General features: G+C 55.3%; 14 protein-coding genes. 3 read left to right on the top strand and 11 right to left on the bottom strand.

Features of this window, described 5'->3' with window-relative positions; genetic code table 11:
- Positions 1-16: 16 nt before the first annotated feature.
- Positions 17-1,342 carry an aspartate aminotransferase family protein gene (locus tag RO22_RS03685; protein WP_041157633.1) on the bottom strand — a complete coding sequence of 442 codons (1,326 nt, stop codon included), beginning with the start codon at positions 1,340-1,342 and terminating at the stop codon, positions 17-19.
- A 141-nt stretch (positions 1,343-1,483) separates the two neighbouring features.
- Between RO22_RS03685 and RO22_RS03690 the strand changes: the two genes are divergently transcribed.
- A complete protein-coding gene (locus tag RO22_RS03690) occupies positions 1,484-2,371 on the top strand; it encodes a MurR/RpiR family transcriptional regulator (RefSeq protein ID WP_041157634.1) in 888 nt (295 codons plus the stop codon).
- 43 nt (positions 2,372-2,414) lie between these two features.
- On the opposite strand, the gene RO22_RS03695 is transcribed toward RO22_RS03690, so the two are convergent.
- The 3 genes from RO22_RS03695 to RO22_RS03705 form a co-directional block, all read right to left on the bottom strand.
- Positions 2,415-3,674, bottom strand: a complete 1,260-nt coding sequence (locus tag RO22_RS03695; RefSeq protein WP_041157635.1) for a type II toxin-antitoxin system HipA family toxin — start codon at positions 3,672-3,674, stop codon at positions 2,415-2,417.
- Positions 3,661-3,915: a helix-turn-helix transcriptional regulator gene (locus tag RO22_RS03700; RefSeq protein ID WP_041157636.1), complete on the bottom strand. Its 255-nt coding sequence runs from the start codon at positions 3,913-3,915 to the stop codon at positions 3,661-3,663. Before RO22_RS03700 ends, RO22_RS03695 begins: the two co-directional genes overlap by 14 nt.
- Before the next feature lie 229 nt (positions 3,916-4,144).
- On the bottom strand, positions 4,145-4,999 hold the full coding sequence (locus RO22_RS03705) for an SDR family oxidoreductase (protein ID WP_041157637.1): 855 nt from the start codon (positions 4,997-4,999) through the stop codon (positions 4,145-4,147).
- A 425-nt stretch (positions 5,000-5,424) separates the two neighbouring features.
- Between RO22_RS03705 and RO22_RS24765 the strand changes: the two genes are divergently transcribed.
- Positions 5,425-5,568, top strand: coding sequence for a hypothetical protein (locus RO22_RS24765; RefSeq protein WP_022519932.1), 144 nt, complete (start codon positions 5,425-5,427; stop codon positions 5,566-5,568).
- A gap of 88 nt (positions 5,569-5,656) precedes the next feature.
- On the opposite strand, the gene RO22_RS03710 is transcribed toward RO22_RS24765, so the two are convergent.
- From RO22_RS03710 to RO22_RS03740, 7 genes are all read right to left on the bottom strand, one after another.
- The gene (locus RO22_RS03710; protein ID WP_041157638.1) at positions 5,657-6,616 is read right to left on the bottom strand and encodes a hypothetical protein; all 960 of its coding nucleotides are present in this window, start codon (positions 6,614-6,616) and stop codon (positions 5,657-5,659) included.
- Between the two features lie 52 nt (positions 6,617-6,668).
- A complete protein-coding gene (gene xseA / locus RO22_RS03715) occupies positions 6,669-8,018 on the bottom strand; it encodes an exodeoxyribonuclease VII large subunit (RefSeq protein WP_041157639.1) in 1,350 nt (449 codons plus the stop codon).
- Between the two features lie 92 nt (positions 8,019-8,110).
- Positions 8,111-8,935 carry an ABC transporter permease gene (locus RO22_RS03720; protein ID WP_009286803.1) on the bottom strand — a complete coding sequence of 275 codons (825 nt, stop codon included), beginning with the start codon at positions 8,933-8,935 and terminating at the stop codon, positions 8,111-8,113.
- Between the two features lie 9 nt (positions 8,936-8,944).
- The gene (locus tag RO22_RS03725; protein ID WP_152618889.1) at positions 8,945-10,009 is read right to left on the bottom strand and encodes an extracellular solute-binding protein; all 1,065 of its coding nucleotides are present in this window, start codon (positions 10,007-10,009) and stop codon (positions 8,945-8,947) included.
- Between the two features lie 9 nt (positions 10,010-10,018).
- A complete protein-coding gene (locus RO22_RS03730) occupies positions 10,019-11,047 on the bottom strand; it encodes an ABC transporter ATP-binding protein (protein WP_041157641.1) in 1,029 nt (342 codons plus the stop codon).
- Entirely contained in the window at positions 11,044-11,835 is a 792-nt protein-coding gene (locus RO22_RS03735) for an ABC transporter permease (RefSeq protein WP_041157642.1), read from the bottom strand. The genes RO22_RS03730 and RO22_RS03735 overlap by 4 nt, the downstream gene beginning before the upstream one ends.
- Before the next feature lie 68 nt (positions 11,836-11,903).
- Complete coding sequence (locus RO22_RS03740; protein ID WP_200890218.1) at positions 11,904-12,551, bottom strand: DNA-processing protein DprA; 648 nt, start codon at positions 12,549-12,551, stop codon at positions 11,904-11,906.
- 111 nt (positions 12,552-12,662) lie between these two features.
- On the opposite strand from RO22_RS03740, the gene RO22_RS03745 reads away from it, so the two are divergent.
- The gene (locus RO22_RS03745) at positions 12,663-13,439 is read left to right on the top strand and encodes a DeoR/GlpR family DNA-binding transcription regulator (RefSeq protein WP_041157643.1); all 777 of its coding nucleotides are present in this window, start codon (positions 12,663-12,665) and stop codon (positions 13,437-13,439) included.
- Positions 13,440-13,538: the final 99 nt, after the last annotated feature.

Here is a 13,538-nt window from a genome sequence, read left to right on the forward strand (position 1 = left end):
GTTGTTGAGTGTGTCATCACTCTGCGATGGCGGCGGTTATGGCCTCGGCAATACGCTCAATGATCAAATCGACTTCGCCAGGCTCAATGATATAGGGCGGTGCCAGTAAGATGTGGTCACCGTTAATGCCATCAATGGTGCCGCCCATCGGGTAGCTGATCAGGCCGCGCGCCATGGCCTGCCGCTTGATCTTGGCGTAAATCTTTCTAGCCGGATCGAAAGGCGTTTTGCTCTCCCTGTCCGCGACAATCTCGATACCGCGAAACAAGCCCCTGCCGCGAATATCGCCCACATGGGGGGATGCGCCGAGCTCCGCTTCAAGGCCGCTCTGTAACCTCGTGCCCATGGCATTGACGTTCGCCAGCGTCTCCGGCCGTGCGATGATTTCAACCACTTTGTTAGCGGCCGCGGCGGCCACAGGGTGCCCAAGATAGGTATGACCATGCTGAAACAGCCCAGACCCATTGGCGAAACTGGCGTAGATGTTGGCCGATAGCATCACTGCGCCGATAGGCTGATAGCCGCCGCCCAAACCCTTGGCGATCGTGACGATATCTGGGACTACTCCATCTTGTTCGCAGGCGAAGACGGTGCCGGTTCTTCCCATGCCGCACATCACTTCGTCGAGGATCAGAAGGACGCCGTATTTATCGCAAATGGCACGAACGCGTTTGAAGTAATCCGCCTCAGAGGCGACCGCCCCTAAGGTGGCACCAACGACGGGTTCGGCAACGAAGGCCATTACCTCTTCAGGGCCAAGTTCCAGAATCTTTGCCTCAAGCTCCTCGGCAAGCCGTGCCGCGTAGGCCTCGGGCGTCTCGTCGGTGCCCTTGTCGCGATACGCATAGCAGGGCGATACATGGTGGGTTTCTGGCAGGATGGGCTGAAACTGCTGGCGCCGCATGGCATTGCCACCGGTTGCCAACGCGCCAATGGTATTGCCGTGGTAGCTCTGGCGTCTGGCAATGATATGCCGCCGCTGGGGCTGATTAATCTCTACAAAGTACTGCCGGGCCATTTTAAGCGCCGCTTCAACGGCCTCTGAACCACCCGATACCAAGTAGACGTAATCCAGCCCTGCGGGGGCTAAATCCACAAGCTTTTCGGCAAGTGCTTCGGCGGCATCGGTAGTGAAAAATGAGGTGTGGGCGTAACAGAGGCTATTGATCTGCGTGCGCATGGCGGCCAGCACTTCCGGGTGGGCGTGCCCGACGCTGGTGACCGCAGCGCCTCCCGACCCATCCAGGTAGCGACGCCCCGTAGTATCCGTGATATAGACGCCCTGTGCCGACGCAGCATGAGGTAGCTGCGCCCCGATACCGCGGTGAAGAATACGCGTCATAGCCTCTTTCCCTCATTATCAAACGGTGAACCATTCATATGACAGTGAGATTGGCACACTCGTAAAGATGTTTGCAACAAGTAAATCATTAAAATATAGTATGAAACATATGGATCATTTTCTCTAAAAGAGCCCACCACGATGCAGCCGAGCGATTCGCTGAGAGAGCAGATGATTGCCCAGTACGATGCCATGTCTGCGCAGCTGCAGCAGGCCGCTCGCTACGTGCTTGAGCATCCAGAGGAAGTGGCGCTGGTGTCCATGCGCGAGGTAGCGCGCCTAGCGGGTGTGCAACCCGCCACCATGACACGGCTTGCCAAATTCTTGGGGTTGCCAGGCTACGACGAACTTCGGGCGCAGTATGCAGCGGTGTTACGTCAGGGGGGCGATGGCTTTGCGGCCAAGGTTCGCCAGCGGGTAGATGAAGGCAGTGAAAGGGGAGCAAGCGATACCGCCTCGCATATGCTTCAGGGGCTGAGTGCCCAGCTTGCTAAGCTTTGCGAGCCCGATTCACTACGGCAGCTGGAAGCCACCGCCACTAGGCTGGGATCAGCGAGAAAGGTATACGTGCTGGGGTTACGTTCCTGCCATGCCGTTGCCTGGCATTTCCATTACGTGATGACCCTGCTGGGCGAGCGCTCGGTTCACCTGGATGGGCCTGGAGGAACCGGCGGAGATGGGCTAATTCGTGCCACATCTGAGGATGTATTGCTCGTTATCTCCATCAAACCTTATGCAACAGGGACGCTGGAACTGGCCCAACTGGCAAAAGATAAGGGGGTAGGCGTTGTTTCTATCACCGATAGTGAAGTGTCGCCGCTGGTGGGGATGTCAGAGCAGACGATTCTATGCCCCACGGAAACCGATAGCTTTTTTCACACGCTAACCCCGGCATTAGCCATTTCCGAAGTGCTGTGCAGCTTATTGGCAGAATTCGATAGGCCTAAGACGCTAGACGCTTTACAGCAAGCGGATGAACACCTCTCGCATCTCAATACGTATGCGACGGCTATCCCCAGGCGGCAGTGAGAAGCGAGGCCAGTCAGGCATATCGTTCTGGGTAGATCATTACTTAAGCCGACCAGCGTTTTGTCATTTTTTGGCAGTTTTGTTTAATGCGCCGAGACAGGCGCTCTAACAATACATGCTCTGTACCTGGCGTTGCGACCTCCTGTAGGGCCTCCATCACAGAGGGCAAAACGCTGAGAATCTCATCGGCGAGACGTGCGCCTAAACTCATGAAGTAAGCAGGTTTAAATCCCAGCGCCTGGGCGAGAGACGCAAGGTGTGAGCGTTCGATACTGCCTGGCTGATCAATGCCTGACACTCGAAATGCAAAGCGGTTCGAGAGGCCGCTATAGAGCGTTGTGCACATGAGATCGTAAAACGGGGCTAGTTGAACGCCCTGCGGCGTTTGCAATATAGAGAGGTTTTTGGCGTGGCTGTCATTGTTACCAATAAACAGGTTGAAAAAAAACCACTGCGAAAAACGCAGCAGGTCTTTTGCGGGAACACCCGCCGCCTGAAGTAACTGTCGACACTCAATGAGACCAGGCCCTCCGTCGCTTTCGTATTTGAGGGTGGAAGGTGTCCCTGCTAATTGGCAAATATCTAGCTGGTGATAACGCTGTAAGTTGCCGTGCTCATCATAAAACCGGTCATAGCGCTTAACTAAACAGGCGCGTGTTTGAGGCTGGAAGGTAGCTTCAGCTACCCCTAGCGCTAACGCGGCGGCTAGTTGCATACAGAGCGTTTCATTAAGTGCAGAACACCACACGCCTTTCAAACCACGGATATCCGGTTTCAAAATATGGCTTGAAGGCGCGGCCCCTTCAGGCAGCGCCGGGCTGCCATCAGCGAGTACCATTAGCAGCAGTTTATTTTGAGCGCCCGCTAATGAAATTCGCGCTTGGGGAGCAAGTTGCCCGGTTAATTCACCCTGGGTTTCATTATGCAGAAAGTCGTTTATAGCTTCCCAATTCGTCTTGCGATAGCTGGCTGGTCGAGGCGTTTCACCTTGCGGGAGTAGGGTGTAGCCACTCGCCGTATCACCGCCAATCGACTTTAAAAGACCAAAAACAGTGGTGGTGTGGTGGCGTAGCTCAATATAGCGACGTAGTTCGCCCTCAGGCAGTAGGTTTTCGAAGTATGCCAGCACACTATCGCCGCTATGTCGTTGTTGAGTCAGCGGTAGCTGGGGCGAAAGGCTATTCGCTTGGTTATTGGCTAGCCACTCCTGAGTATAGTCAAACCGCAACGGCTGAGTGTTATGCAAACGCCCGACATGCAGTTCCCCCCAGAACAGGTCAAGCGCTTCGCTATGGGCGACCATGGTGATTCCCTTTGCGCTGTATAATCACTTCCAATCCCATTAGATCCAAAACATCGAGTACTTTTTGTAGCTGCAGAGTTGGCTTGCCGCGCTCAAGATCGACGATAAAGCGGTTGCCTGTACCCGCAAGCCCGGCAATATCACTTTGCAGCAATGATTGATCACGCCGGGTTTGTTGAACTAGCTTGCCCAGCTCTTCACTGTTGCGAATACGTTTTGCGCTTTCTATCTGGGAGGTCATAGCGACTGTCCAATAAAATTACCGTACGGTAATGATAGACCATATTAGTGATCAAAACGCTATGATTCTTCCCGATCGGTAATTTTCAGTGATTAGAGAGGCTTTCTGGAAGGAAATATTCCCGAGCGGGAATATTTTGGCGTTGCCGTGATTGTATGAACAGTGTTCTAACAAAAGGGTGGCTCAAAGCCACCCTGGGAATGCGCGTTATATCTTATGTAAGAAACACTTAAGTATTTAAGATAACCCCGCCATTCAGGTGCATGGTCTGGCCACTCATGTAAGAGGACTCCTCGCAGGCCAAATAGACATAGGCAGGGCCCATTTCGCTGGGCTGCCCGGCGCGTTTCATGGGCACCTGGCCGCCGAATGACGCTACCTTCTCATCTTCAAAGCTGGCGGGAATCAGCGGGGTCCATACCGGCCCTGGCGCTACGGCATTCACGCGAATGCCACGATCCATCAGCGACATCGCCAACGAACGCACCAGCCCCTGAATAGCGCCCTTGGTGGCGGTGTAATCGATCAGCGTGTCGTTGCCCTTAAAGGCATTGATCGATGATGTGGCAATAATGGTGTCACCTTCGCTGAGATGCGGCAGGGCTGATTTGGTGAGATAGAAGTGGCTGAAAATATTGGTCTGGAAGGTGCGCAGCAGTTGATCATCGGGGATCTCGGTAATGTCGTCCCAGTCGTACTGCTCGGCGGCGTTATTGATGACGATATTGATCTTACCGAAGTGGTCGAGGGTGCGCTTAACGATCTCACGGCAAAACGCCGGCGCTGCCACATCGCCTTTCAAAACCAAACAGCGACGGCCTTCGGCTTCCACCAGCCGCTTGGTCTCTTCTGCATCTTTGGTTTCTTTAAGGTGCACGATCACGCTGTCGGCACCTTCGCGGGCATAGTGAACGGCGACTGAACGCCCTATGCCACTGTCGCCACCGGTAATAATCGCGACCTTGTCCAGTAACTTATCGGCGCCCCGGTAACTTTCACGAATGTATTCGGGCTCCGGGCGCATGGCGTATTCATCACCAGGCTGTTTATCCTGATGCTGGGGTGGTTGGTGTTGATCACTCATGTGCGGTCACTCCATTGTTGGCACAATTTGGTTTGCACATACGGTTAGTTATCGTAAAACATCACTTACTAACCACTGTTCAGGCCCTCGTATCCTCGAGTACCTTACACGCTGTAAACGTAGACCAAGGTAGTAACAACGGCAAACCAGGAAGCGAACGCTGAGCAATAAAACGGTTGGTCATGCAGAGAAATGATAGTGGCAGGTTATTGATGCTATCAATATTGCTAATGTAGCTGCTATAAAGCTATTTACTTGTTTTAAGTGTTTGTTTTAAATATTGTTTAATTGCAGTTATGTCGTGGGTGCTTATGAGGGTGAATTGCAAGTTGAAGGGGAAGGGCTACAGTTAAGTCAGCCAGGGATAGGAGGCACCACGAACGCCTCCCACTCTTTCGCTCACCCACTACGGTAAGGAAGAAGCGATGACTCAAGTTCCCGATAAAGACCAGAAAGCCCCTAAAGAGAAGGATGACCACCATGATGAGGCCAATCCGATGCCGGATACTCATCATGTAAACCCGGAGTCCGATGACGATAAAAAGTCAGGCAGGGATACCAAGAAATAAGCTATGCAACACTGTTTCTATGCAGAATTGTTTAGGCCAACGCAAAACAACAAAGGCGCTACTTCCGGTAGCGCCTTTTCTATCAGCGCTAAACCTCTATGTTGATAGAGGACGTTGATACGGAAACGTCACCTAGCGAGGCAGGCAGTAACTGCCCCAATGAGGAGTAGAGGGCTTCAGAAGTGGATGCTGCAACCGCTCGATCCGTCTTTTCCATGGCTTCTTCAGCTTTCTTTAGCTCACGACGAGCTTCTTTATCTTCTTCATTCAGCCGAACCTTAAGTTCGTTAACTGCTTCGCGCAGCGCTTTCTGAGCGTCAGTCAGTACGCCGCGGAGTGCGTGTTCACTAGCGCTGGGGCCATTGGATTTCGAGCGGTTGTCTTCATTCTGAATGAGGTTAGGTAGGCTTGGTAATACGCCGAGCTCGGTGGATTCATCGCTTTCAGGCTCGCCCGCTGCCTTCTCGGCCTCTTGCTCAGCAGCCTTTTCAGCATCATCTTCGGCTGTTTGCGCACTGGCTTCGGCTTGCTGCGCGTCACTGGAAACCGTTGCCTGAGCGCTCTCATCGCCACCCGCCGGGGCCCCCGCTGATTCGGCTCCGCTGGTTTGAGCCACGGCCGGTTGAGCTGCTGTCGTGGGAACTGCTGGCGTTGCAACCACGGACGGGATAGCGGTCATGCCTGCACCACCGCCACCTTGGTTGTTCAACAGCTTAGCTGCACCGGCAAGCTCACGGGCGATGCTCTTGAGCTCCTTGGCCATGTTTTTAAGCTGTTCAGGAGAGGCGAAGGCCATCATGGCTTTCAGCATTTCAATCCGCTGACGCAGGAAGCCCACTTTATCGGTGGCCTGCTGCTGGGAGGCTTCCTTTGGAGTAGGTAGCGACGCCAAGCTTTCCAGCGCTTCCTGCTGCTTTTTAAGACGCTTTGTGAACGGGTCGTCTTCAGCAGGCTCGCTCTTTTGGGGGGCGACGCGGGTAGGCGTTAAAAACTGCGGCTTATCTTGGCGCTGGTTAATTAGTGTAAATGACGAAAATCCAATCTTCATGGCGGTATCCTCTCCTCATTGTTAGAAGATATCGGCCATTTAACTTAGGTCTTTAACCCCCGGACTTTAAACGCCGCTTAACTTCCACGCTTAGCCTGCCTTCACCTAGCTTCAGTTTCAGCTTCTGGCCGGGCTGGGTATCTTCCGCGCGGCGAATGACCTGGCCCTGCTCATCCTGGGCAATTGCATAGCCACGCCCCAGCACCGCTAGCGGACTGACCGCGTTTAACTCCCGTGCGGCGGCTTTCAAGCGTGCCTGTCGGCTCTCCAACTGGCGCTGCATCGCACTCCCCAAACGGCGCTGTAACTGGCTCACACGCTCGCTTTCTGCACGGTGCAACCGCGCCATATCCTGGCTGGCCAAGCGCCTGCTCAGCTGTGTCACCTGGGCTTTCTGCTGGCCGAGCGTTAACTGCATGGCGCGATTCAAGCGCTGATCAAGGGCGGTTAAGTGCTGGCGCTGACGGTTGAGCTGCTCGCCGGGATGACGCAGCTTGGCGCGCAGGGTATCCAGCCGCTGGCTGTCGCGTTCCAGACGCGCCTGCATGGCCCGCTGCAAACGGCTGTGTTGATGCTCCAACTGGCGCTTGAGGGTGTTTTGGTCGGGAACCAAGCGTTCGGCGGCGGCCGATGGGGTGGGCGCGCGCATGTCTGCGGCAAAATCCGCCAGGGTAATATCTACCTCGTGACCTACCGCCGACATCACCGGCAGCCGGGAGTGAAAAATCGCCCGCGCCAGGTGTTCGTTATTAAACGCCCAGAGGTCTTCCAGGCTACCGCCACCACGAGTGATCAGAATCACGTCCCGCTCAGGGTCTAGCCGCGCCTGACGGTTAAGCAATGCCAGCGCCGAGATCATCGCTGGGGCGGCTTCGGCACCTTGAACGGGCACCGGAATCAACGTCACGTCCGCCAGTGGCCAGCGTGCTTCCAGCACCGCCAACACATCGCGAATGGCCGCCCCGGTGGCGGAGCTCAAAATCAGCAGCTTGCGGGGCGGGAAGGGCAGCGGCCGGGCGTTGGCAAACACACCTTCACCTTCTAATTGCGCTTTTAAACGCTCAAAGGCTGCCAGCAGTTCCCCCAGGCCCGCCGCCTGAACGGCCTCGGCAATGAGTTGGTAGTCGCCGCGGGGCTCGAACAGCGACACCCGCCCGCGCAGCTTGACCTGATCACCATCGCGCATCGGCGCCGAAACAAACCGCGCCCGCTGACGAAACAGCGCGCAGCGGATCTGCGCCCGATCATCCTTCAAGGTGAAATAAACATGCCCCGACGCCGGGCGGGAAACGTTAGAGAGCTCGCCCTCCACCCACACTTCGCCCACATCGCGCTCAAGGGTTTGCTTGGCGCGCTGGTTGAGTTGGCTGACGGTGAGTGTTTGGGCGGGTGTTTGGGTCATGGCGGATATCTGAATGCAGGGCACTGTAGCCTAGCATCAAATACTAGCGCTCATCGAATATAGAGCGGGGCAAATTCGTTGCCCCGCAAGCGCTATCGATGCTGAGAACGTCGACGAATCCATTCGCCGGGAAGGGTTAGCAACAAGCAGCAACACATCATTAGCAGCGCAAGAAGAGCAACAGAGGCCATATCAGACCCTGCGTCGGAAATATTGCTGTAAAGCAGGAGCGGTAGCAGGTTGATCTGTGAACCGGTAAGCGCCAGGGCCGTACCATAGGCGCCAAAAGCTACGGCAGCACAAAGGCTCCAGGAGGAGATCAACGCAGGCAGTAACGGCGGTAGGTACACGTCACGAATTTGCTGCCACCGAGAGGCACCAAAGCTTTCGGCCATCACCAGTTGGCGGCGGTCAAGCCCTTGAACCACCGGCAGCATCAGTAACACCACGCGGGGCACCAAGAAGTAGGCATACACCAACACCAATCCCTGTGGGGTATACACAAAGCGGCCAAACCATGCCGGGTCTACGCCCAGCGATGCCAGGGACAGTGTGATAAAGCCTGCCCGCCCCAACAAGAGGATAAAACCATATGCCACAATCAAGCCGCTGAAAATCAGCGGGAGAGAGATCAGCCAAAGAAGAAAAAAGCGTCGCCGTTCCGGCTGATGATAGAGAAACTCAGCAATCACGACACCAACGATGACCGACAAGAGCGCAGTGCTAATGGATAAAGCAACGCTGGTTATTAAGCTTTTAAACACCAGCCCTTCGTCAAGAAGACGAGCACCCGTGACCAAAGGTGACTCAAGCGCTGCAATGATCAGCAGTGTCAGCGGCACCATAAAAAACAGCGTGTAAATAATGCCGCTGGGTAGAACCAGCGGCAAAACGCTAAAAAAGCGCAGGCGAGGCATGGCGTGGCCTTATTGATTAAGGACGTGCTGAGTCCACTGGTGGCTGAGGTCAGCGCTAATGCTCGAGGCTTTTTGCACATCCAGCGGGCGAATCTGCGGCGCCTCTACCAGCGTGTCGGGCAGCTCGATATCTCCGTTGACAGGGCGAACAAATCCTTCCGCAAAGGTACGTTGACCCTCGTCCGACATGACATAGTTGAGCCATAGGCGTCCGGCATTCGGGTTTGGCCCGTTCTTGACCAGTGAAATAGCGTACGGCGCTGCGACCGACGCCTCTTCGGGGATCACCACCGCAGCGTTGTCGCCCATGCCATCGGTAATGCTGGCTTTTAGACCGTCGTTTTCATAGCCGATCCAGATAGGAATTTCACCGCGTACGAACTGCGCGTAGGGCGTGGTACCGACCACACGGGCAACATTACCGATGCGGCTCAATTCCGCAAGATAATCGATGCCCGGCGTTAAATTATCGAGATCGCCCCCCATTGCATAGTTGGCCGCCAGAGTGAGGACTTGGCCTTGCCCGGTCGAGCGCGGGTCAAGGTACACAATGCTGTTACGGTACTGCTCATCGAGCAGGTCTTCCCAGCTTTGCGGCACTTCATCAACTAGCTGCGTATTAACGATAAAGGCCACGTTCAAAGAGTGAATCGTGAACCACTCACCCGCGTCTGCTTTGAAGACATCGGGAATGCTGTCGAAATTGATGGGGGTAAAGGGGCTTAACAGCTCTTTTTCATAGGCATTAATGGCGGAAGAAGCGTAGTAGTAGGCGGTATCGGCCTGGGGGCGGTTGCGGGCCTGCTCCAATGCGACCACGGTGGCACCCGAGCCCAGGTCGTTAAAGACAATCTGAACGCCGGGGTAGCGCTCCGTGAAACGGTTGAACTGGCTTTGCCAATTGGCCCAAGTTGGGCCGGTATCAAACGATACAACCAACCCCTCTTCCTGAGCCGCTTCGTAGAGTTCTTGTTCGCCATCGTAGAACTCCGAATCCAGCGTGTTGGCCGCATACGCCGATAAAGGCAGCAGGCTGATGGCCGACAATAGGCAATAAGCGAAAGAGCGTTGCATGATGGTACCTCAGCGGTTGAAGAGATGAATGTGAGTGGGGGGGAGCGCCACGTGAGTGATGTGATCCGGCATTGAAGCCGACTCAAGCGACAACGTGGTAGTGCCGCAGAGAAGATACTGACGTTGCTGGGCGCCCAGAAACTGCCTCTCTATCACCGTGGCAGGCGCCTGGTTAGCGATATCGCTAGCTGGGTTGGCAATAATGGCTTCGGGACGAATCATGGCGCGTACGGTCTGCCCCGTCGTGAAGGCGTGTGGTGCCACTTCTAAGATGCCCAGGTCGGCGGTTTGAATGCGCTGTGAATCAAGTACCTGAGCGTCGATAAAGTTGGTGCGACCAATGAAACGTGCCACGGCTTCACTAACAGGCTGCGTGTAAAGCTGGTGGGGCGCGCTGTGTTGAAGGAGTTCGCCCTGCTCAAGCACGGCAACGTGATCGCCCAGCATCAGCGCCTCTTCCTGATCGTGGGTGATCATCAGCGTGGTGACGCCGAATTGACGCTGTATATGCTTGAGCTCCTGGCGCATCGACTCGCGGCGGGAGGCGTCGAGCGCTGAAAACGGTTCATCGAGCAGAAGGGCGCGGGGCTCGAATACCAGCGCGCGGGCAATGGCTACTCGCTGCTGCTGGCCACCGGAAAGTTGGGAAGGATAGCAATGTTCCAGCGCCTCAAGGCCTACATCATGGAGGATCTTGCGGGCGCGTCGGTGGCGCTCTCCCTGGCGAACACCTTTAACCTTAAGCGGGTAGGCGACGTTGCCAAGCACTGTCATATGGTTGAAAAGCACATAATCCTGCAGCACGATTCCCAGCCCGCGCTCGCCGCATGAGAGCTGGGTAACATCCTGATGATCAAGTAGAACGCGCCCTTGAAGCGGGGTGAGGAAGCCCGCGATAAGCTGTAAAAGCGTACTTTTTCCCGATCCGCTGGCACCCACCACCACAAGAAATTCGCCCGTTTCTACCTGCAGGTTGATGTCGTGAACACCCACGCTGCTATGGGGGTAGTGGAACTGGATGTTTTCTAGCGCAATCATTGCGGTAACTCCCGGGAAGCGGATCGGCCCAGCCGCCACTGCACCAGGGTGGAAAACAGCGAGAACAGCAGTGCGAGTGAAAGCAGGAAAAGCGTTGCGGCGCAGGCGAAGCCCGTCGTGCGGTAAAACGCTTGGATCAACACCACTGGGTAGGGCTGGGTCATAAAACCTGAAATCAGGTTGCTCAGCTCAAACTCGCCAATGGACAGCGCCGCAACCGTTAAGCTGCCGGTGAATACCGAGCGATATACCAGTGGCAAATAGAGGTGCACAAAACGTTGCCACTCGGCTGCCCCAAGGGACTGGGCCATGCGTTCATACGCCTTGAGGGGAGAGGCCTCGATATCGGCATATACGGTGTAGAAAAGGTAGGGGAAGGTAACCACCACATGGCCTGCTACCAGCAGCCAGGGGCTACCCAGCCAGGGCAGCATGGCGGTACTAAAGGCCAAAATAAAAGCAAAGCCTATGACCAATTGGGGAACGGCTACTGGCAGCATGACCAAAAGACGCGTGATGCTCTGCGCCACGGCAGGGAACTTGAGCGTGACGCCATACACCAGTGGTACGACGAGTAATATATTGATCAGGCAGGTGGTCAAGGCCAGCTTGAAGGTCGTTACCATCGCATTTCGATAGGTGGCGTCTTCCCATACCGTGATAAACCAACGCCAAGTTAGCCCCTCAGGTAGCAGCGTGTTACTCCAATGGTCACCGAAAGCGCCTATAAGCAGGAGTACGATAGGGGCCAGCAAGTAAACCAAGTAACCATAAGTGATCAATCGCATGTCGGGCCCCTAACCACGATTAAATATAAATGACCATAATGTAAGATTTTGATCGTTTGTTGATGTATTCATGACGGTTGTGTGACTCCCCATAGGTGGGCAGCCGTGAGGTGCAGGGCTTCCTCTACGCTGCTGACAGGTGTAATGCCTTCAGCAGTGGGGGCGTCCGGGAAGGTGAGTACAGGCTTATCAAAATGGCGGCCAAAGACCACCTCGGTGTGGGTGCCCAAGCTTCCGCCAACGGCGATCAGCAGCACACTGGCTCGGGCGATAAGCACGTTGCGTGCCTCGCCCAAGCCGCTGGCAATAGGTAGGGTAACCCAAGGGTTGGCAGCCTCTGCGTGGGTATCGGGAAGCAGGCCGATGACCTCGCCTCCTTGAAGTGCGGCTCCCTTGCTGGCCGCTTCCATAACGCCGCCCCGGCCACCGCATAACAGCGGAATGCCCAGCTCGGCCAGCCCCGAGCCTAAGGCATAGGCTATTTCAAGCTGGCGCTGGGTGGCCTCGCGAGGCCCAATCACGCCCACCGGAGGCCGCTGCATCGGCGTGTTACTGCGCTTTAATGCAATCAGCGCTTCGCGGGGCTGGCAGGGGGATTGCAGTACGGCTGGCCAGTCGGCCTCGCCAAGCGGACGCATTTTGGGTGACAGAGGCTCATCTGCGTGCGTCATGATACGCTGGCATTCATCAAGATAAATTTGTAATGTCTGAGTCATGTTTTGATCAAAATGTAAGAATTTGATCGTTATGGTCGCGCCCCGCTGTGTCAATTTGATGACGGACGGTCGCAAGGCCGGATTTTTTTATCAGGGGATTGTTTGTTACCGATGACTGACCTAGCGCATTTGAACCCACGCCATCGCGAGTTAATTGCTTTGGTTGAATTGCATGGGCATGCCTCGATCGAATTTCTTGCCCAGCGGCTCAACTGTTCCGCTCAAACCGTGCGGCGCGACATTCGTAAACTGTGTGACGCCAACGTACTCCAGCGTTTTCGGGGCGGGGCTCGGATCGAAAAACCCCAGGTGAGGCTTGGCTACGCCACCAAACAGGATTCGCAGCAGGTAGAGAAGGGGCGTATGGCGACCCTGGCGGTATCGCAGTTGCAGGAAGGCGAGGCGCTGTTTCTGGATACGGGCACAACCTGCGATCATGTTGCCCGCGAACTGTTGAACTACCGTAAAAGGCTGCACGTGGTCACTCATAACCTAACGGCCGCGCTGACGCTCGCTGCCCAGCATCAGTTGTTGGATATTCATGTGGTGGGCGGAAAGGTGGCGGGGCGGGATGGGGCGCTGACTGGGTCGCGCACCATCAAAGAACTGACCAGCTATCGGCTGGATGTGGCGATGATTTCCGTTTCAGGCATAGATGCAGAGGGTTACCTGCTCGATTTCGACAGTGAAAAAATACAAGTAAAGCAGACCATGATGCGCCACGCAGGCCGTAAAGTGCTGCTGATGGGATCAGCGAAATTATGTCAGCGCGGTATCCAGCGTGTTGCTCATCTTGATGAGTTTGATCAAGTGATTTGTGATGTACCTGCACCCGAAGAAATCCAAACGCTCATGACCTACCCCGAACGTTGGCAAGAAGCTTTATAGGCTCGCTGGTTGAGTTGGCTGACGGAGAGTGTAGCGGGCGTTGGTGCGTTCATTGCTGTCCCTTGCTTTAGGGAATCTGGGAATCTTTACGGCTAGTCG

Source organism: Halomonas sp. KHS3, assembly GCF_000830495.1.
In the GTDB taxonomy this organism is placed as follows: Bacteria; Pseudomonadota; Gammaproteobacteria; order Pseudomonadales; family Halomonadaceae; genus Vreelandella; species Vreelandella titanicae.

Coding starts and splice junctions, on each gene's coding strand:
- xseA (WP_041157639.1), bottom strand. CDS start 8,018: ATGACCCAAACACCCGCCCAAACACTCACCGTCAGCCAACTCAACCAG.
- RO22_RS03685 (WP_041157633.1), bottom strand. CDS start 1,342: ATGACGCGTATTCTTCACCGCGGTATCGGGGCGCAGCTACCTCATGCT.
- RO22_RS03700 (WP_041157636.1), bottom strand. CDS start 3,915: ATGACCTCCCAGATAGAAAGCGCAAAACGTATTCGCAACAGTGAAGAG.
- RO22_RS03710 (WP_041157638.1), bottom strand. CDS start 6,616: ATGAAGATTGGATTTTCGTCATTTACACTAATTAACCAGCGCCAAGAT.
- RO22_RS03730 (WP_041157641.1), bottom strand. CDS start 11,047: ATGATTGCGCTAGAAAACATCCAGTTCCACTACCCCCATAGCAGCGTG.
- RO22_RS03725 (WP_152618889.1), bottom strand. CDS start 10,009: ATGCAACGCTCTTTCGCTTATTGCCTATTGTCGGCCATCAGCCTGCTG.
- RO22_RS03735 (WP_041157642.1), bottom strand. CDS start 11,835: ATGCGATTGATCACTTATGGTTACTTGGTTTACTTGCTGGCCCCTATC.
- RO22_RS03695 (WP_041157635.1), bottom strand. CDS start 3,674: ATGGTCGCCCATAGCGAAGCGCTTGACCTGTTCTGGGGGGAACTGCAT.
- RO22_RS24765 (WP_022519932.1), top strand. CDS start 5,425: ATGACTCAAGTTCCCGATAAAGACCAGAAAGCCCCTAAAGAGAAGGAT.
- RO22_RS03745 (WP_041157643.1), top strand. CDS start 12,663: ATGACTGACCTAGCGCATTTGAACCCACGCCATCGCGAGTTAATTGCT.
- RO22_RS03720 (WP_009286803.1), bottom strand. CDS start 8,935: ATGCCTCGCCTGCGCTTTTTTAGCGTTTTGCCGCTGGTTCTACCCAGC.
- RO22_RS03705 (WP_041157637.1), bottom strand. CDS start 4,999: ATGAGTGATCAACACCAACCACCCCAGCATCAGGATAAACAGCCTGGT.
- RO22_RS03690 (WP_041157634.1), top strand. CDS start 1,484: ATGCAGCCGAGCGATTCGCTGAGAGAGCAGATGATTGCCCAGTACGAT.
- RO22_RS03740 (WP_200890218.1), bottom strand. CDS start 12,551: ATGACTCAGACATTACAAATTTATCTTGATGAATGCCAGCGTATCATG.